Genomic DNA, 18171 nt, shown 5'->3' on the forward strand with positions numbered 1-18171 from the left:
GGCTCCCAGTAGACGACTGGGTTGATAGGCCGGATGTGGAAGCCCTGTGAGGGGTGGAGCTGACCGGTACTAATAGGCCGAGGGCTTGTCCTCAGTTGCTCGCGTCCACTGTGTTGTTCTGAAACAACGACCCCATCGCATGAGGCGGTGGTGCGGTCGACAGTTTCATAGTGTTTCGGTGGTCATAGCGTGAGGGAAACGCCCGGTTACATTCCGAACCCGGAAGCTAAGCCTTACAGCGCCGATGGTACTGCAGGGGGGACCCTGTGGGAGAGTAGGACGCCGCCGAACAATTCTTCAGAAGAAGCCCCCACCGGGGCTGTGTTTAATCAAACACAGCGGTGGGGGCTTCTTTGCGTTGTGCTTTCGTGTCTTCCACGACCCTGTCCTCCACCGACACACCGGGGTTACCGTACTGGTCACACATGACGCGCCGGCCGCCACGTGGGCCTGGTGGGGCGTCAGGAGGGGGGACTGAGGAGTGACCCAGCAGGAGGGTGCGGCCGCTGCCGCCACCACGCTCGCACCGATGGTCGAGGTCCAGGACGTCTGGCGAAGCTTCGGCGCCGGTGCCACCGCCGTGCACGCGCTGCGCGGCGTCTCGTTCACCGCCCGGCGCGGCGAACTGACCGCGCTGCGCGGCCGATCGGGTTCCGGCAAGACCACATTGCTCAACCTGGTCGGCGGTCTGGACGCGCCGACCTCGGGCCGGATCATGCTGGACGGCACCGATCTGGCCGGCCTGGACGAGGCCGGCCGACTGACGATGCGCCGCGACCGGATCGGTTTCGTCTTCCAGTCCTTCGGCCTGATCCCGATCCTCAGCGCGGCGGAGAACGTCGGGGTGCCGATGCGGCTGCGCAAGGTGCCGGCCGCCCAGCGCGAGGAACGGGTGCAGACGCTGCTGGCCCTGGTGGGCCTGGCCGACCACGCCGAGCAGCGCCCCACCGAGCTGTCCGGCGGCCAGCAGCAGCGGGTGGCGATCGCCCGGGCGCTGGCCAACGAGCCGGCGCTGATCATCGCGGACGAGCCCACCGGTCAGCTGGACTCGGAGACCGGCCGCTCGGTGATGCAGTTGCTGCGCGCGGTGGTGCGCAGCGAGGGTGTGACGGTGCTGGTCGCCACCCACGACCCGCAGCTGATGGAACTCTCCGACCGGGTGGTCGAGCTGCGGGACGGTCAGATCGTGGACTGACGGTCCGTCGCAGGCTGACGATCGATCACGGTTAGGCCACTGTTCGGTGAAGCCCTGTCGGTCTGGCCGGTACTGGCTTTCGGCTGACGCTCCGCCACCGATAGGGTCGCGGCTTCGGCCGCGTTCGACGGCCGGCCCAGTTGACCGCACCTCGTTCGGGGGAATCGCTTGTCCACTCCGCCGCCACCCCAGGGGCAGTACCCGCCGCCGCAGGGCGGTGGGTACGGCCCGCCGCAGGGCGCCTACGGCGCTCCGCAGCCGCAGCCGGGCTACGGCAACCCGGCTCAGCAGGGCTATGCCCAGCCGCAGCCCGGTTATGCGCAGCCGCAGCAGCAGCCGTACGGCCAGCCCGCCCAGGGCTACGCCCAGCCGGGCTACGGGTACAACGTCCAGCCCACCCCGCCGCGCAAGGGCCGCAAGGTGCTGGTCGGCGTCTTCGTGGTGATCGTCCTCGCGGTGATCGCCGGGCTCGCCGCCTACGGCATGAAGACCGACCCGAAGTACGCCGCCGTCGGTGACTGCGTGCACAACAAGAACGGGAACGTGTCGGCCGGCGCGACCGACGACCACCCGGACGTCGTGACGATCGCCTGCACCGACCCCAGCGCCGACGCGAAGATCGTCGGCAAGGAGCCCGGCGCCTCCGACCCGGAGACCACCTGCAAGAAGTACCCGGACTCGGACGGCTACTACACGCAGAAGCAGGGCTCCGACGACTTCACGCTCTGCCTGAAGTTCCTGAAGTAGGCGCACCCGCGGGAGCGTCCACCGCTCAGCACCCGCTGCCGGGCCGTCCGATCGAGGCGGCCCGGCAGTCGTGTTTCCGCCTCCCCGGGGCGCGCCACAACCTGTCAAGATGCCGCTAAATCTGCCCTCTCACCAGCCTGATCGAAGGCGAACGGCGCCTCACCCCGTAGTCTCGGCAGCGCGAACAGATGTCCGGGGCTGGTCCCCGGGCGGGGCTCGATCAAGAATGGGACGCATGGCGCGCGGAAGGCTGCGGATCTACCTCGGGGCGGCCCCCGGGGTGGGGAAGACGTACGCGATGCTCTGCGAGGCCCATCGGCGGGCGTCCCGCGGCACCGATGTGGTGGTCGGGTTCGTCGAGACCCACGGCCGCACCAGGACCGCCGAGTTGCTGCACGGCCTGGAGGCGGTGCCCCGCCGGGTGATGGAGCACCGCGGCGCGGAGTTCACCGAGCTGGACCTGGACGCGCTGCTGGCCCGCCGCCCGCAGGTGGCCCTGGTCGACGAGCTGGCCCACACCAATGTGCCGGGCTGCCGCCACGGCAAGCGCTGGCAGGACGTCGAGGAGTTGCTGGCGGCCGGCATCGACGTGATCTCCACCGTCAACATCCAGCACCTGGAGTCGCTGGGCGACGTGGTGGAGGGCATCACCGGTGTGCGCCAGCGCGAGACGGTGCCGGACGAGGTGGTGCGCCGGGCCGACCAGATCGAGCTGGTCGACATGTCCCCGCAGGCGTTGCGGCGCCGGCTGGCGCACGGCAACGTCTACGCGCCGGAGAAGATCGACGCGGCGCTGTCCAACTACTTCCGTCCCGGGAACCTGACCGCGCTGCGCGAGCTGGCGCTGCTGTGGACCGCCGACCGGGTGGACGAGTACCTCCAGCGGTACCGGGCCGAGCAGGGCATAGACAGCACCTGGCAGGCCCGGGAGCGGATCGTGGTCGGCCTGACCGGCGGCCCGGAGGGCGCCACGCTGATCCGCCGCGCCGCCCGGATCGCCGCCAAGGGCTCCGGCAGCGAGCTGCTGGCGGTGCACATCTCGCGCTCCGACGGACTGGTCACGGGCGGCTCGCCGCAGGCCCTGATCGAGCAGCGGGCCCTGGTGGAGAGCCTGGGCGGCACCTTCCACGCGGTGCTGGGCGACGACCCGGCGGCCGCCCTGCTGGAGTTCGCCCGCGGCGTCAACGCCACCCAGATCGTGCTGGGCTCCAGCCGCCGCAAGCGCTGGCAGTACATCTACGGCCCCGGCGTGGGCTCCACGGTGGCCCGCGACTCGGGCGACATCGACGTGCACATCGTCACCCATGAGCACGCCGCACACGGGCGGGGCCGGATCCCGATCCGCAAGGTGACCGACCTGGGCCGGCCGCGGGCGGTGGCCGGCTGGCTGATCGGCGTGGTCGGGCCACCGCTGCTGGCGCTGCTGCTCACCCAGCTGAACGACACCGCGCTGCCCACCGACATGCTGCTGTTCTTCTCGGTGACCATCTGCGCGGCGCTGATCGGCGGGCTGTTCCCGGCGATCGCCTCGGCGCTGGTCAGCTCCACCGCGCTGAACTACTACTTCACGCCGCCGATCCACCGGTTGACCATCTCCGACCCGCAGAACATCCTGGCGGTCGCGATCTTCGCCGCGGTCAGCATCGCGGTGGCCACGGTCGTGGACATGGGCGCCCGGCGCACCCATGAGGCGGCCCGTGCCCAGGCCGAGGCGCAGACCTTGAGCACGCTGGCCGGCACGGTGCTGCGCGGCGGCTCGCCCACCGGGGACGGGTTGCTCAAGGCGCTGCTGGACCAGGTGCGGGAGACGTTCCAGGTGGACTCGGTCGCGCTGCTGGAACGACGCCATGAGTTCGATCCCTGGCACGCCGTCGCGGCGACCGGCCCGAAGCCGCCCGAGCACCCCGAGGACGGCGAGGTGGACGTCCCGGCGGGCAAGACCTTGACGCTGGTGCTCTGCGGCCGGGTGCTGCCGGCCTCGGACCGTCGGCTGCTCGGTGCGTTCGCCGCCCAGGCCGCAGTGCTCGCAGAACGGGAGCAACTGGCCCGGGAGGCCGCCGCCGCCCGCCGCCAGGCCGAGGGCAACCGGATCCGGACCGCCCTGCTGGCCGCCGTCTCGCACGATCTGCGCACCCCGCTGGCCGGGATCAAGGCCGCCGTCTCCTCGCTGCGCGCCGAGGACGTCGAGTGGAGCGAGGACGACGAGGCCGAGCTGCTGGCCGGGATAGAGGCAGGCGCCGACCGGCTGGACCACCTGATCAACAACCTGCTGGACATGAGCCGCCTGCAGACCGGCACGGTCACCCCGCTGATCCAGGAGGTGGACCTGGACGAGGTGGTGCCCTTCGCGCTCGGCGGGGTGCCGCCGGAGTCGGTGCAGTTGGAGGTGCCGGAGACGCTCCCGATGGTCTCGGCGGACGCCGGCCTGCTGGAGCGGGCGCTGGCCAATCTGATCGAGAACGCCGTGAAGTACAGCCCGCCGGACGTCAAGGTGCTGGTCCGGGCGGACGCCCTGGAGCCTGCCCGGACCACCGGCGGGACGGTCGAGCTGCGGGTGGTCGACCAAGGGCCCGGGGTGCCCGAGGAGGCCAAGGAGAAGATCTTCGCGCCGTTCCAGCGCTACGGGGACGCGCCGCGCGGTGCCGGGGTGGGCCTCGGGCTGGCGGTGGCCCGTGGCTTCGTCGAGTCGATGGGAGGCAGCATCACCGCCGAGGACACCCCCGGCGGCGGGCTCACCATGGTGGTCTCGCTGCCCGCCGTGGAGCGGCCGCCCGAGCCTCCCGCCCGTCGCCCGACCACCACCCCTGACGGAGCCGCTCCGCGGCGCACCTCTGGCGGCCCTGAACCCCTGACCTCCCTGGCCCCCCGAAAGGCGGAGCACGCATGACCCGGGTCCTCGTCGTGGACGACGAACCGCAGATCGTCCGCGCCCTGGTGATCAACCTGAAGGCCCGCAAGTACGAGGTCGACGCCGCCCACGACGGTGCCGGCGCGCTGGAGCTGGCGGCCGCCCGGCACCCCGACGTGGTGGTGCTCGACCTCGGCCTGCCGGACATGGACGGCGTCGAGGTGATCAAGGGCCTGCGCGGCTGGACCCGGGTGCCGATCATCGTGCTGTCGGCCCGGCACGCCTCCGACGAGAAGGTCGAGGCACTGGACGCGGGCGCCGACGACTACGTCACCAAGCCGTTCGGCATGGACGAGCTGCTGGCCCGGATGCGGGCCGCGGTGCGCCGCGCCGAGCCGGTCGCCGGCGAGGACGACTCGCTGGTCACCACCGAGGCCTTCACGGTCGACCTGGCCGCCAAGAAGGTGAACAAGGGGGGCACGGACATCCGGCTCACTCCCACCGAGTGGCACCTGCTGGAGGTGCTGGTGCGCAACGCCGGCCGACTGGTCAGCCAGACCCAGCTGCTCCAGGAGGTCTGGGGTCCGGCGTACCGCACCGAGACCAACTACCTGCGGGTCTACCTCGCCCAGCTGCGCCGCAAGCTGGAGGCCGACCCCTCGCACCCGCGCCACTTCATCACCGAGGCGGGCATGGGGTACCGGTTCGAACCCTGAGTTCCGAGCCGCTTCCGGGTGGTAGAAGGGGCCGTTCGACCGGTCCGTTCGAGGGGTTGTAGCCGGTACCCTTCCGGCATGACTGGTAACAGCGGCGACCAGCCGCGGGGCCGACTGCGCCGGATGTTCTCCCGGCTCACCACCAGCCCGGAGGAGCTCCAGGCCGAGGAGCTGCGCCAGGACGTGGCGGTGGCCGGCTGCACGCCGATCGCCGAGGTGGGCGACCGCGAGGTGGTCACCGTCTCCGGCACCCTGCGCACCGTCACGCTGCGCCCCCGGGCCGGCGTGCCCGCACTGGAGGCCGAGCTCTTCGACGGCACCGACGCGCTGGACGTGGTCTGGCTCGGACGTCGCTCGATCGCGGGGATAGAGCCGGGCCGTCGGCTCACCGCCAGCGGCCGGATCAGTCATGCACGCGGGCGCCGCGTGCTCTTCAACCCTCGCTACGAGCTTCGTCCGGTGGGACAGGGGAGCGAACACCAGTGACCAATCCGCCCGGCGGCGACCACGCCGCCTCGCCCGCCTTGATCGCTGAACAGCCGCAGGAGACCCCGGAGCAGATCGCCGCGCGCGAGCAGGCGCAGGCCAAGGAGGCGGCCGACACGGTCATCCAGGCCTTCGGCGGCGTCCGCGGCATGATCGACATGACCCTGCCGGGCCTGGCCTTCATCGTCACGTTCAACCTCACCCACCAGGTGGGCAACGCCGCCTACGCCGCGCTCGGCCTGAGCGCGGTCTTCGTGGTGGTCCGGCTGCTGCGCCGGGAGACCATCCAGCACGCCTTCAGCGGTGTCTTCGGGGTGGCCATCGGCGCCTGGATCGCGACCCACACCGGCAAGGCGCAGGACTTCTACCTGCCGGGGCTGCTCTGGAACGTCGCCTACTGCGCCGGCCTGGCGGTCTCGGCGCTGGTCCGCTGGCCGCTGATCGGGCTGACCCTGGGCCCGGTGACCGGTGAGATGTTCACCTGGCGGACCCAGAACCCGGGCCGGTTGAAGGCCTACACGAAGGCCACCTGGGCCTGGGTGGTGATCATGGGCCTCAAGCCGGTGATCCTCTTCCCGCTGTACTTCACCGGGGACGTCAACCTGCTCGGCTGGCTCAAGGTGGCGCTGGGCATCCCGCCGATGCTGCTGGCGATGTACGTCACCTGGCGGATCCTGCTGACCGCACCGCCGCCGATCAAGGCCGAGGTCCCGGACGAGGACTGAGCACGGCGGTGGGCCCGCCCCCTCACGAGGGGGCGGGCCCACCGCCGTTCCGGGAAGGACTACTGCGCGCCTGCCGAGAGCAGCCGACCCAGCTCGTCCTCGCGCTCCTGCGCGGCCACGAAGAGCAGCTCGTCGCCGCCCTCCAGGGTGTCGTCGCGGCCCGGCACCAGCACCCGGCCCTCCCGGATGATGGTCACCAGCGCGGTGTCGACCGGCCAGGAGACGTCACCCACCCGGGTGCCGACCAGTCCGGTGTCCTCCGCGAGGGTGAGTTCCACCAGGTTGGCGTTGCCCTGGCTGAACCGCATCAGCCGGACCAGGTCGCCGACGCTCACGGCCTCCTCGACCAGCGCCGACATCAGCCGCGGGGTGGAGACCGCGACGTCCACGCCCCAGGCCTCGTTGAAGAGCCACTCGTTCTTGGGGTTGTTGACCCGGGCGACCACCCGCGGCACCCCGTACTCGGTCTTCGCCAGCAGCGAGACCACCAGGTTGACCTTGTCGTCACCGGTGGCCGCGATCACCACGTTGCAGCGCTGCAGGGCCGCCTCGTCCAGCGAGGTGATCTCGCAGGCGTCGGCGAGCAGCCACTCCGCCGTCGGGACCCGCTCCACCGAGATGGCGTTCGGGTTCTTGTCCACGAGCAGCACCTCGTGGCCGTTCTCCAGCAGCTCGCCGGCGATCGAGCGACCGACCGCGCCGGCTCCCGCTATCGCTACCCGCATCACTGACCCTCCTTCGGGCCGCCCGCGAACACGGCCTCTACCGCGGCCAGTTCGGACTTGCGCACCATCACCTGCACCAGGTCGCCATCCTGCAGCACCATCTGCGGGGTGGGCAGCACGCCCTCGCCGAGCCGGGTGACGAACGCCACCCGGGCGCCGGCGGCCTCCTCCAGGGCGGTGACCTTCTGGCCGATCCAGGACTGCGCGAACGCCACCTCGGCCAGCTGCACGCTGCCGCTCGGGTCCTGCCAGAGCGGCTCGGCGCCGCTCGGCAGCAGCCGGCGCAGCATCTGGTCGGCGGTCCAGCGCACGGTGGCCACGGTCGGGATGCCGAGGCGCTGGTAGACCTCGGCCCGGCGGGGGTCGTAGATCCGGGCCGCGACGTGCTCCACGCCGAAGTTCTCCCGGGCCACCCGGGCGGCGATGATGTTGGAGTTGTCGCCGCTGCTGACCGCGGCGAAGGCACCGGCCTCCTCGATGCCGGCCTCCCGCAGGGTGTCCTGGTCGAAGCCGACGCCGGTGACCCGGCGGCCGTGGAACCCGGCACCCAGCCGGCGGAACGCGGTCGGGTCCTGGTCGACCACGGCGACCGAGTGGCCCTGCCGTTCGAGTGCTCTGGCGAGGGCCGACCCCACCCGTCCGCAGCCCATGATCACGATGTGCACGGCTCTTACCTCACCAGGCTCGTTGGGGTCTTGACCTGCGCAAACACCGTTCGATCTTCCTTCCGTACCCGGCTGGCGCGGGCGCCGTCCGGGCTGCTTTCCATATCTGACGGGCGGCTTGGCAACCGGAGTGTTGCCCGCGAGCTCGCCTTTCGACACTAGCCGGTCTGTAGAACAAGGTCTCGACGAGCCTACGCAGTGGTGGTAGCCGGGAAAGCAAGAGCCCTTACGATTCCTTAACGTGCCAAACCTGACCGACGTCCCCAAACGGATCCTGATCGGCCGCGCGCTGCGCAGCGACAAGCTGGGCGAGACGCTGCTACCCAAGCGGATCGCGCTGCCCGTCTTCGCCTCGGACGCCCTGTCCTCGGTGGCGTACGCGCCCGAGGAGATCCTGCTGACCCTGTCCCTCGCCGGTGTCTCGGCGATCCACTTCTCCTGGCAGATCGGCGTGGTCGTCGCCGTCGTGATGCTCGCGGTGGTCGCCTCGTACCGCCAGAACGTGCACGCCTACCCGAGCGGCGGCGGTGACTACGAGGTCGCCACCGTCAACCACGGGCCCAACTCGGGCCTGGTGGTGGCCAGCGCGCTGATGGTCGACTACGTGCTCACCGTGGCGGTCTCCACCACATCCGGTGTGGCCAACGTGGTCTCTGCCGTGCCGGCCCTGCACGGCCACGAGATGGCACTCAGCATCACCCTGGTGGTGCTGCTGATGGGCATGAACCTGCGCGGGGTGCGGGAGTCCGGCACGGCGTTCGCGATCCCCACCTACGCCTTCATGGCCGGTGTGATCGGCATGGTCGGCTACGGCCTGGCCCGCCACCTGCTGCTCGGCGACGCCATGCGGGCCGAGAGCGCCGGCTTCCACCTGGAGGCGACCCCGGGCAACGGCGCGCTGACCGGCTTCGCCCTGGTCTTCCTGCTGCTCCGGGCGTTCTCCTCGGGCTGCGCCGCGCTCACCGGCGTCGAGGCGATCAGCAACGGCGTGCCCGCCTTCCGCAAGCCCAAGAGCCGCAACGCCGCCACCACCCTGCTGATGATGGCCTGCATCGCGGTCACCATGTTCATGGGCATCATCTACCTGGCCCACCTCACCGGCACCCAGATGGCCGAGAACCCGGCGCAGCAGCTCGGCGGCACCCCGGCCGACTACCACCAGAAGACCGCGTTGGCCCAGATCAGCGCGGCGGTCTTCTCCAACTTCACCCCCGGCTTCTACTTCATCGCCGGAGTCACCGGGCTGATCCTGGTGCTCGCCGCCAACACCGCCTTCAACGGCTTCCCGGTGCTCGGCTCGATCCTGGCCCAGGACCGCTACCTGCCCCGCCAGCTGCACACCCGCGGCGACCGGCTGGCCTTCTCCAACGGCATCATCCTGCTGGCCGCCGTCGCGGTGGTCTTCATCGCCGCCTTCGACGCCGACCCCAACCGGCTGATCCAGCTCTACATCGTCGGCGTCTTCGTCTCCTTCAACATGAGCCAGTCCGGCATGATCCGGCACTGGACCCGGCTGCTGCGCACCGAGACCGATCCCAAGGAGCGGCGCCGGATGCAGCGCTCCCGGCTGATCAACGGCTTCGGCCTGGTGATGACGGCCGCGGTGCTGATCGTGGTGCTGGTCACCAAGATCGGCCACGCCTGGATCGCGATCGCCACCATGGTGACCCTGTTCGTGATGATGAAGGCGATCCGCAGGCACTACGACCGGGTGGCCACCGAGCTGACCCCGGCCGAGGACGACGAGCAGCCGGTGCTGCCCACCCGGATCCATGCCATCGTGCTGGTCTCCAAGCTGCACAAGCCGGCCCTGCGCGCGCTCGCCTACGCCGAGCTGGCCCGGCCGCACACCCTGGAGGCGGTCACCGTCAACGTCGACCCGGCGGACACCGACGAGCTGCGCGCCCAGTGGGCTGAGCAGCACATCCAGGTGCCGCTGAAGGCGCTGGACTCGCCGTACCGCGAGATAACCGCTCCGGTGCTGGACTACGTGCGCACGCTGCGCAGCTCCTCGCCGCGCGACGTGGTCAGCGTCTACATCCCCGAGTACGTGGTGGGGCACTGGTACGAGCACCTGCTGCACAACCAGAGCGCGCTGCGGCTCAAGGGACGGCTGCTGTTCAAGCCCGGGGTGATGGTCACCTCGGTCCCGTGGCAGCTGGAGTCCTCGGAGCGGCGCCGCACGGTGCGCAGCTACTCGGCGCCCGGCGACGTCCGGCGCGGCGAACCGCGGCGGCGCACGGTACCGTCGGGGGCTGCGGTGGAAATCCCCGCCGCCCCGGCCAGCCCCGACAAGGATCCCGTTACGTGAGTCGTCACACCCCCCGCTCCGCCTCCTCCGGCCAGCCCCGCAAGGGGGCCAAGGCCGCCCGGGTCGGGCAGGTCGCCCGGCCGCGCTGGTCGGCCAAGCCGGCCCGGCCGGCCGCCACCGACCGGGAGGGGCTGACGGCGCAGACCGCGCCGCTGGCGCCCGGGGAGCGGCGGCCGGAACCGGCCGCGCCGGTCGAGAAGCCGGCCGCCGCGCGCAAGAAGCCGGCCGCTGCCGCCGAGCGCAAGAAGTCGGCCGAGCGAAAGCAGCCCGCCGAGCGGAAGCAGCCCCGGGCGCAGCGCCCGGCCAAGCCGGCCCGGGCCCGCAAGCCCGAGGTGCCCAGCGGCGAGTCGCTGGTCGGCGAGCGCTACGAGCTGGAGGTCGGCCCGGTCGCGCACGGCGGCGGGCACTGCGTGGCCCGGCACGAGGGGCGGGTGCTCTTCGTCCGGCACACGCTGCCCGGCGAGCGGGTGGTGGCCGAGGTGACCGAGGGCACCACCACCTCGCGGTTCCTGCGGGCCGACGCGGTCGAGGTGCTGACCGCGGCCAAGGACCGGATCGAGGCGCCGTGCCAGTTCGCCGGCCCCGGCAAGTGCGGCGGCTGCGACTGGCAGCACGTCAGCCCGGGCGGGCAGCGCAAGCTCAAGGTTGCGGTGCTCACCGAGCAGCTCGCCAAGCTGGCCGGCCTGACCCCGGAGCAGGCGGGCTGGGACGGCAGCGTCGAGCCGGTCGGCGGCAAGGTGCCGGCCGGGCAGGTGCCGGCCTGGCGCACCCGGGTGCAGTACCGGGTCGACCAGGAGACCGGGCGGGTGGGCCTGCGCAAGCACCGCTCGCACGAGGTGCAGCTGATCGACCGCTGCCTGATCGCCGCCGAGGGCGTCACCGAGCTGGGTGTCGAGTCGCGGGACTGGACCGGCCTGGAGTCGGTGGAGGCGATCGCCGCCACCGGGTCGTCGGACCGCCAGCTGATCATGCGTCCGCTGCCGGGCGAGCAGCTGCCGCTGGTCGAGCTGGACAAGCCGGTCTCGCTGGGCCGGGTCGACGAGCAGGAGCTGTTCCACAAGGTGCACGGGCGCTCCTTCGTGCGGGAGCGGGCGGGCGAGCGCACCTGGCGGGTGAGCAACGGCGGCTTCTGGCAGATCCACCCCGAGGCGCCGGACACCCTGGTCGCCGCAGTGCTGGACGGACTGGACCCGCAGTGGGGCGAGAACGCGCTCGACCTGTACTGCGGGGTGGGCCTGTTCGCCGGCGCGCTGGCCGACCGGGTCGGCGAGGACGGCGCGGTGCTGGGCATCGAGTCGGGCAAGCAGGCGGTGGCCGACGCCCGGCACAACCTGGCCGCGCTGGAGCAGGTGCGGATCGAGTGCGACAAGGTGGAGACCCTGCTGCCGCGCACCGGGATCACCGCCACCGACCTGATCGTGCTGGACCCGCCGCGAGCGGGGGCCGGCCGGGCGACCGTGGCGCACCTGGCCTCGCTGGGCGCCCGCCGGATCGCCTACGTGGCCTGCGACCCGGCGGCGCTCGCCCGCGACCTGGCGTTCTTCGCCGAGGGCGGCTACCGGCCGGTCTCGCTGCGGGCCTTCGACCTGTTCCCGATGACCCATCACTTCGAGTGCGTGGCCATCCTCGAACCGACCGGCCCGGAGCCGGACGAGCGGCGTTCCTGACCGCAGGGCTTACCGCGCTGCGTAACCGCTAGGCGTACTGAAGCCGACAAGGGCGTGAACGAAAGCCTTCGTGCTTTCGTTCACGCCCTTGTCGTGCTAGCGGATGAGCGCTAGCTTCGAGGGCATGGGTAAGAAGCAGCTCAACGTGCGGGTGGACGCCACCACCGCTGAGATGGCCCGCGAGCGGGCGGAACAGCAGGGGATCAGCATGAACCAGTACATCGAGCGGCTCGTCCTGCAGGACATGGGCGAGACCGGGCTGCGCTTCGTGGACGCCGCCGCGCAGTTCATGAAGGAGTACGAGAGCGAGTTCCTCGCGGAGTTCGGCGACCCAGTCGCGCCCGGCGACCGGCAGGGCGGACGTCGTTGAACCTGGAGGTCGACCTCTCCTGGCTGCTCATGACCGCCGAGCAGTACACCCCGTCCGACCCGCAGGTCACCGACTACGGTTCGCTGCTCGCGGCGATCACCCGGCACCAGGCGTCGATCTTCGACATCGCGGTCTACCCCGAGCCGCAGGACCGCGCCGCCGCCCTGATGCACCAGCTGATCCGGGTGCCGGCGCTGGAACGGTCCAACGAGCTCTACGCCACCGCCGTCGCGTACGCCTACCTGGTGGCCAGCGGCTGCCACGTCGCCACCACCGCCCGCGAGGTGCGCAGCCTGGCCCGGGCGATCCGGGAGGGGCGGCTCGGGGTGGACGGCGTCGCCGAGCGGCTGCAGGGCTGGATCGTCGACGAGGCCGAGGGGGAGGGCGTGCCGGGGGAGGACGGGCCGGAGGACTCCGACACGGACTGACGGTCCGCGCTGCCATAAGGTTGGTCGGTGCTCCGCGACATCGAGCAGTACCTGACCTGCCCACACTGTGCGCTCGGCCTGGCCCTCGACCAGGCCGGGCGGACGCTGCGCTGCCCCGCCGGGCACAGCTTCGACGTCGCCCGGCAGGGCTATGTCAGCCTGCTGCCGGCCGGCGCGCACACCGGCACCGGCGACACCGCCGAAATGGTGGCCGCGCGGTCGGACTTCCTCGCGGCCGGGTACTACGAGCCGATCGCGGCCGCGCTCGCCGAGGCTGCGGTTGCACCGGGTACGCCGGGTGAGCCGGGTACACCGGCCGGTCTGGTGGCCGACCTGGGCGCCGGCACCGGCTACTACCTGGCCCGGGTGCTGGACGCCCTGCCCCGAGCGGCCGGCGCCGCCCTGGACATCTCCAAGTTCGCGCTGCGCCGGGCGGCCAAGGCCCACCCCCGGGCCGGCGCGGTGGTCTGCGACGCCTGGCGCCCGCTGCCGCTCGCCGACGGCTGCGCGGACCTGGTGCTCAATGTCTTCGCCCCGCGCAACGGCCCCGAGATCCAGCGGGTGCTGCGGCCCGGCGGGCGGCTGCTGGTGGTCTCCCCGACCACCCGGCACCTCCAGGAACTGGTGGGCGCGTTGGGGCTGCTGGCAGTGGACGAGGAGAAGGAGCGGCGGATCGCGGAGAAGCTCGGGCCGTGGCTGCGGCCCCTGGCGCAGCACCGGGTGGAGTTCGAACTGCGGCTCAGCCACCGGGATGCGGCTGCCGTCGTCGGCATGGGACCGAACGCCTGGCACACCGACCCGGCCGCGCTGGCCGCGGCGCTCATCGCGCTGCCGGAGCCGATCACGGTGACCGGATCCGTGCGCCTCGACATCTACCAGCGGTCAACCGACAGTTGACGAGGATGGCCGCTCTTTGGGATGAACTCCGTTGTGCCGTCACGTTTCTGCGGACCGCCGGGTGACGGGCTGTCAGTAGCGTCACCTCGGTGACCAGCCAAGTCGACCTGCGCCCTGACCCCATCGCCCCGCTTGCCGCAGCGGCGCCGCCCGAGCCCCGTCCGGCCGTCCGGCCCACCGTGGAGGAGCTGCGGCTCACCTCGTTCAAGTCCTACCGGCGCGCCACCTTGCCACTCGGCCCGCTCACCGTGCTGCACGGCCCATCCGGGGTCGGCAAGTCCAATGCGCTGGACGCCCTGGCGGTGCTGTCCCGGCTGGCCCTCGGCGAGGAGATCGGGCCCTCGCTGGACGGCATCGGCGGCAGCGGCGGACCGCTGGCCACCCCAGTGCGCGGCGGGCTGCTCGGGTGCGTGCCGCACGGGCGCAACGCGATCATCCTGGGCTGCTCCGTCCGCTCCTGCGCCGGACCGATCCGACTGGAGCTGGTGATCCGCACCGACGGCCGGGTCCGGGTGGCCCGCGAGTGGCTGGCACTCGACGGGCAGACCCTGGTGGAGACCGGGGAGCAGGACGTCGCCGGCGGCCGGATCAACGTCAGCTGGCACAACGACAGCCGGCAGGGCGACATCCGCGCGCCGTTCCCCAGCTCCGCCCTGATCACCACCCAGATCCCGCTGCGGGTGGCCGGCTCCTCGGCCGGGGAGCGCAAGGTGCTGGCCGCCGCCGAGCAACTGCTCACCGCGCTGCGCGAGGTCTTTCCGGTGCACCCGGTGCCCGCGTTGATGCGCGGCTGGGTGCCGGCCGATCCGCAGACCCGGCTGCTGTCCAACGCGGCCAACACCTCGGCGTTGCTGGCCCGGCTGCAGGGCGAGTGCTCGCGCCGCTACGGCCGGCTGCTCAAGGAGGTGCAGGCGGCCGCCCCGCATCCGCTGCTCGGGCTGGACGTGGACCGGCGCGGCATCGGGGCCCAGGAGCGGGTGCTCGCCGTCTTCGACGAAGGCGTGCTCGGGCGGACCCGGGCCGACCAGGCGTCCGACGGAATGCTGCGGCTGCTCGCCTTCGCGGCGGTGCTGCTCACCGGAGCCGGTGTGCTGAACGTCGACCCGGCCGCCGAAGTGCCATGGGCACGGCGGCAGTTGACGGTGCTGGCGGAGGACCTGGGGGCGGGCCTCGCGGCCGAGCAGACCACCGCACTGCTGCGGCTGGCCCAGGAGATGTGCGCGACGGAACACGTCCGGCTGCTCGCGGCGCTGCAGGATCCGGGCCCCGCACGGCAGTTGCCGGGCGTCGCGCTGGTGTCCTGCCGGCGCGATCCGATGAGCGGGCACAGCGTACTGGACAGCAGGGCGGACGGGGCGGCAGAGCCGAGAGTCCCGGAGCAGGGGACTGGTGATGCGGTAGATCTTTAGCAGTGAGGAATGCAGCGAGGGGTGCAGTGATTAGCACGGTGAGTAGCACGGTGAGTGACGTCTTGAGCGATGGCGGTGCTTTGAACGACGGCGACGGCAGTGGCAGCGGCAGCGGCAGCGGCTTGGGCGGTGGCAATGGCTTGGGCAATGGCAGCGGCTTGGGCAGTGGCAATGGCTTGGGCGCTGGCGGTGCCTTGAGCGACGGCGATGCTGTGGGCGGCGCGGGCAAGCAGGCGCTGAGCCTCGACGAGCTGACCCAGCGGCTGGCCCGGTTCGCCGCCGCCCGCCGCTGGCAGCCGTTCCACACGCCGAAGAACCTGGCGGCGGCGCTGACCGTGGAAGCCGGCGAGCTGCTGGAGATCTTCCAGTGGCTGACCCCGGACCAGGCCGCGGCGGTGATGGCCGACCCGGAGCAGGCGCACCGGGTGCGGGACGAAGTGGCCGATGTGCTGGCCTATTTGCTGCAGTTCTGTGCTGCGGTGCAGGTGGATCCGCTGGTGGCGCTGGCGGACAAGATCGACCGCAATGAGTTGCGGTTCCCGCCGGCGCCGCAGGAGTAGGTGCCGTAGGAGTAGGTAGCGGGCGGAGGAGTGGCGGGCCGGGCGGGCTCGGCGGCCTGCCTCAGGCGGTCGGCCTCAGGCCGGTCTGCCAGGGGTGGTCCGCCGAGGCGGGTCGACTCAGGCTGGCCTGCTGTGGTTGGCCTGCTGTGGTTGGTCTGCGGCGGTTCGTCTGCGTCGGTTGGGCGGCATCGGTTGGGCGGCCTCGGCCTGTGCGGAGTTGTCCACAGGCCCGGGGTTGTCCACAGGTTCGGCGATGGTGTTCGCGGTGCGGCGCCTGAGGGGCGCACGCTCGGTTTTGACGGTTCGGCAGACCGGCCGACCCGCAACCGAGCGACAGGAACCCGGACATGGACGCGGTGCGACTGATCAAGAACGCCCGGCGGGCACTCGCCGAGGCCCGGTCCCATGACCAGGCGCTGACCGAGGCCTGGCAGGCTGCCCGGCTCACCGAGGCGGTGGGTGGGCGGCTGAGCGACGATCAGGACGGCGAGCTGGCCGCCCTCGGTGAACTGCTGGCTGCGGCAGGCGGGCACGCCCGGTCCCGACTGGGGGCGGCGGTGGAGCCGGCGGCCTCGCAGGGGGCGCTGCCCGGCCGCGCGGACCGACTGACCGGCCTCGGTGAGCCGGTGGCGGCCCTGGAGGAGCTGTGCCGGCTGCTCGCCGAGGTCTCGCAGGTGCTGATCGCGGTCAGCCACGCCTCGCCCGGCCAGTGCGCCTACTGGGCGGCGGTGGACGGGGTGGACGCCGGCGACGAATGCCGGGAGCTGGTGGTCGAGCTGCTCCGGGTGTTGCGCCGGGCCGCCCGCGAGGTCGAGGGGGCGCCGCCGGAGGAGGCCGACCGGGAGCCGGCCCGGGGCCGGTCGCGGCGGTCTGCCGACGGCGCCGCGGTGATACCGCGCTACCGAGTGCCGGCGCTCTCCGCGGCCGGGTCGTCGGCGGGCTCGTCCACCGCGCGGGCACCGGCGGCCTCCAGATCCGAGCCCAGATCGGCCAGATCGGCGTTGACCGAGGCAAGCATGTCCTGCAACTGCTCCAGGAGGCTCTTGGCGGCGCCGGGTGTCTTGCCGTCGGGGGCGGGGCGCTGCGGGGTCTGGGGCCTGGGATCGGACATGCGCGGTGCCTTCCGGCTCGTGAGCGCGCGGCTGCGCTCGGGCGGCGGCGTCGCCTGTCCGGCCGACACCGCAGGGCGGTGGCCCCGCCGATCCAACGAACCCCGGTGGGTGCTGGTCACCGGTTCGGCGGCGGGCTCAGTCCACCGAGTGATGTCGCGTCATCGCAGGCCGCGAGCCCCGGCACGGGTGAACGTGGCCGGGGCTCGCGGGTGGTCGTCAGGTGGTGGATCGTCAGTTGTGCGCGTGCAGATCCGCGTTCAAGCCGCCCCAGGAGCCGGAGCGGACGATCACCTCGACGGCGCCGGACTGCGAGTTGCGGCGGAACAGCAGGTTGTCCTGCCCGGAGAGCTCCAGGGCCTTGGCCACCGTGCCGTCCGGGGCGGTGACCCGGGTACCGGCGGTGACGTACAGGCCGGCCTCGACCACGCAGTCGTTGCCCAGCGAGATGCCGATGCCCGCGTTGGCGCCGAGCAGGCAGCGCTCGCCCACCGAGACGACCTGCTTGCCGCCACCCGACAGGGTGCCCATGATCGAGGCGCCGCCGCCGACGTCGCTGTGGTCGCCGACCACCACACCGGCGCTGATCCGGCCCTCGACCATGGAGGTGCCCAGCGTGCCCGCGTTGAAGTTGACGAAGCCCTCGTGCATCACGGTGGTGCCGGCGGCCAGGTGCGCGCCGAGCCGGACTCGGTCCGCGTGCGCGATCCGCACACCGCTCGGGGCGACGTAGTCGGTCATCCGCGGGAACTTGTCGATCCCGTAGACGGCAAGCGCGCCGCCCTCGGCACGGACCGCCAGGCGGGCCTGCTCGACCAGGTCCACCGGCACCGGGCCGATGCTGGTCCAGGCCACGTTGGCCAGCAGCCCGAAGATGCCGTCCAGGTTCTGCCCGTGCGGCTGGACCAGCCGGTGGCTCAGCAGGTGCAGGCGCAGGTAGACGTCGTGCGCGTCCAGCGGCTTCTCGTCCAGCGAGGCGATGGTGGTGCGCACGGCGACCACCTCGACGCCGCGGCGGGCGTCGGTGCGCAGCGCCTGGGCGGCGCCGGCGCCGAGCTCGGCCGCGGCCTGCTCGGCGGTCAGTCGGACGGTGCCGGCCGGGCCTGGGGGCACCTCCCGGCCGCCAGGCTGGGGGCGCTCGGCGGACAGCACGGGGGCGGGGAACCAGGTGTCGAGCACGGTGCCATCGGCGGCGATGGTCGCCAGGCCGGCGGCCACCGCGCCGCGGGGAGCGGAGGAGGTCGTTTCAGCAGTCACATCGTGCACCGTAACCAATTCCGGTCCGGGCTGCCGAAACGGCTCGGGCGGTGGAC

General features: G+C 72.1%; 17 protein-coding genes and 2 rRNA genes. 15 read left to right on the forward strand and 4 right to left on the reverse strand.

Translation table 11 applies throughout. The features are described 5' to 3' along the window. The 8 genes from P3T35_RS03255 to P3T35_RS03290 all read left to right on the forward strand — a co-directional run. Positions 1-93: ribosomal RNA gene (locus P3T35_RS03255) — 23S ribosomal RNA — on the forward strand; the annotation flags it as partial. 81 nt (positions 94-174) lie between these two features. Further along, positions 175-291: ribosomal RNA gene (rrf, locus tag P3T35_RS03260) — 5S ribosomal RNA — on the forward strand. 238 nt (positions 292-529) lie between these two features. Beyond that, positions 530-1195 carry an ABC transporter ATP-binding protein gene (locus P3T35_RS03265; RefSeq protein ID WP_101385006.1) on the forward strand — a complete coding sequence of 222 codons (666 nt, stop codon included), beginning with the start codon at positions 530-532 and terminating at the stop codon, positions 1193-1195. A gap of 168 nt (positions 1196-1363) precedes the next feature. Then, positions 1364-1942 (forward strand): hypothetical protein, encoded by a 579-nt coding sequence (locus P3T35_RS03270; RefSeq protein ID WP_101380333.1) that lies wholly within the window; start codon positions 1364-1366, stop codon positions 1940-1942. A 235-nt stretch (positions 1943-2177) separates the two neighbouring features. Continuing rightward, a complete protein-coding gene (locus tag P3T35_RS03275) occupies positions 2178-4829 on the forward strand; it encodes a sensor histidine kinase KdpD (protein ID WP_101380332.1) in 2652 nt (883 codons plus the stop codon). Further along, positions 4826-5506: a response regulator gene (locus P3T35_RS03280; protein WP_101380331.1), complete on the forward strand. Its 681-nt coding sequence runs from the start codon at positions 4826-4828 to the stop codon at positions 5504-5506. The genes P3T35_RS03275 and P3T35_RS03280 overlap by 4 nt, the downstream gene beginning before the upstream one ends. Positions 5507-5584: 78 nt before the next feature. Further along, the gene (locus tag P3T35_RS03285) at positions 5585-5992 is read left to right on the forward strand and encodes an OB-fold nucleic acid binding domain-containing protein (RefSeq protein ID WP_101380330.1); all 408 of its coding nucleotides are present in this window, start codon (positions 5585-5587) and stop codon (positions 5990-5992) included. Then, positions 5989-6717, forward strand: a complete 729-nt coding sequence (locus P3T35_RS03290) for a DUF3159 domain-containing protein (RefSeq protein ID WP_280704133.1) — start codon at positions 5989-5991, stop codon at positions 6715-6717. Before P3T35_RS03285 ends, P3T35_RS03290 begins: the two co-directional genes overlap by 4 nt. Positions 6718-6776: 59 nt before the next feature. Here P3T35_RS03290 and P3T35_RS03295 read toward each other — a convergent pair whose 3' ends face one another. Next, positions 6777-7442: a TrkA family potassium uptake protein gene (locus P3T35_RS03295; protein WP_101380329.1), complete on the reverse strand. Its 666-nt coding sequence runs from the start codon at positions 7440-7442 to the stop codon at positions 6777-6779. Beyond that, positions 7442-8107 carry a TrkA family potassium uptake protein gene (locus tag P3T35_RS03300; protein ID WP_101380328.1) on the reverse strand — a complete coding sequence of 222 codons (666 nt, stop codon included), beginning with the start codon at positions 8105-8107 and terminating at the stop codon, positions 7442-7444. The genes P3T35_RS03295 and P3T35_RS03300 overlap by 1 nt, the downstream gene beginning before the upstream one ends. A gap of 241 nt (positions 8108-8348) precedes the next feature. Here P3T35_RS03300 and P3T35_RS03305 point away from each other — a divergent pair, with 241 nt between their 5' ends. The 7 genes from P3T35_RS03305 to P3T35_RS03335 all read left to right on the forward strand — a co-directional run bounded on the left by P3T35_RS03305 (position 8349) and on the right by P3T35_RS03335 (position 15749). Further along, complete coding sequence (locus P3T35_RS03305; RefSeq protein ID WP_101380327.1) at positions 8349-10418, forward strand: APC family permease; 2070 nt, start codon at positions 8349-8351, stop codon at positions 10416-10418. A gap of 332 nt (positions 10419-10750) precedes the next feature. Next, positions 10751-12085, forward strand: coding sequence for a TRAM domain-containing protein (locus P3T35_RS03310; RefSeq protein ID WP_101385004.1), 1335 nt, complete (start codon positions 10751-10753; stop codon positions 12083-12085). Positions 12086-12209: 124 nt separating this feature from the next. Next, positions 12210-12455, forward strand: a complete 246-nt coding sequence (locus P3T35_RS03315) for a toxin-antitoxin system HicB family antitoxin (RefSeq protein WP_101385003.1) — start codon at positions 12210-12212, stop codon at positions 12453-12455. Further along, positions 12452-12883 (forward strand): fic family toxin-antitoxin system, toxin component, encoded by a 432-nt coding sequence (locus tag P3T35_RS03320; RefSeq protein WP_101380326.1) that lies wholly within the window; start codon positions 12452-12454, stop codon positions 12881-12883. Before P3T35_RS03315 ends, P3T35_RS03320 begins: the two co-directional genes overlap by 4 nt. 27 nt (positions 12884-12910) lie before the next feature. Further along, the gene (locus tag P3T35_RS03325; RefSeq protein WP_101380325.1) at positions 12911-13780 is read left to right on the forward strand and encodes a putative RNA methyltransferase; all 870 of its coding nucleotides are present in this window, start codon (positions 12911-12913) and stop codon (positions 13778-13780) included. Between the two features lie 89 nt (positions 13781-13869). Then, positions 13870-15189, forward strand: coding sequence for a biotin transporter BioY (locus tag P3T35_RS03330; RefSeq protein WP_101380324.1), 1320 nt, complete (start codon positions 13870-13872; stop codon positions 15187-15189). A gap of 236 nt (positions 15190-15425) precedes the next feature. Continuing rightward, positions 15426-15749, forward strand: a complete 324-nt coding sequence (locus P3T35_RS03335) for a nucleotide pyrophosphohydrolase (protein ID WP_101385002.1) — start codon at positions 15426-15428, stop codon at positions 15747-15749. An 898-nt stretch (positions 15750-16647) separates the two neighbouring features. Here P3T35_RS03335 and P3T35_RS03340 read toward each other — a convergent pair. Together P3T35_RS03340 and dapD are read right to left on the reverse strand one after the other, a co-directional pair. Further along, positions 16648-16860, reverse strand: a complete 213-nt coding sequence (locus P3T35_RS03340) for a hypothetical protein (protein ID WP_101380323.1) — start codon at positions 16858-16860, stop codon at positions 16648-16650. A gap of 232 nt (positions 16861-17092) precedes the next feature. Then, complete coding sequence (gene dapD / locus P3T35_RS03345; protein ID WP_101385001.1) at positions 17093-18115, reverse strand: 2,3,4,5-tetrahydropyridine-2,6-dicarboxylate N-succinyltransferase; 1023 nt, start codon at positions 18113-18115, stop codon at positions 17093-17095. Positions 18116-18171 lie beyond the last annotated feature (56 nt).

It is taken from the genome of Kitasatospora sp. GP30, assembly GCF_029892145.1.
Lineage (GTDB): Bacteria > Actinomycetota > Actinomycetes > Streptomycetales > Streptomycetaceae > Kitasatospora > Kitasatospora acidiphila.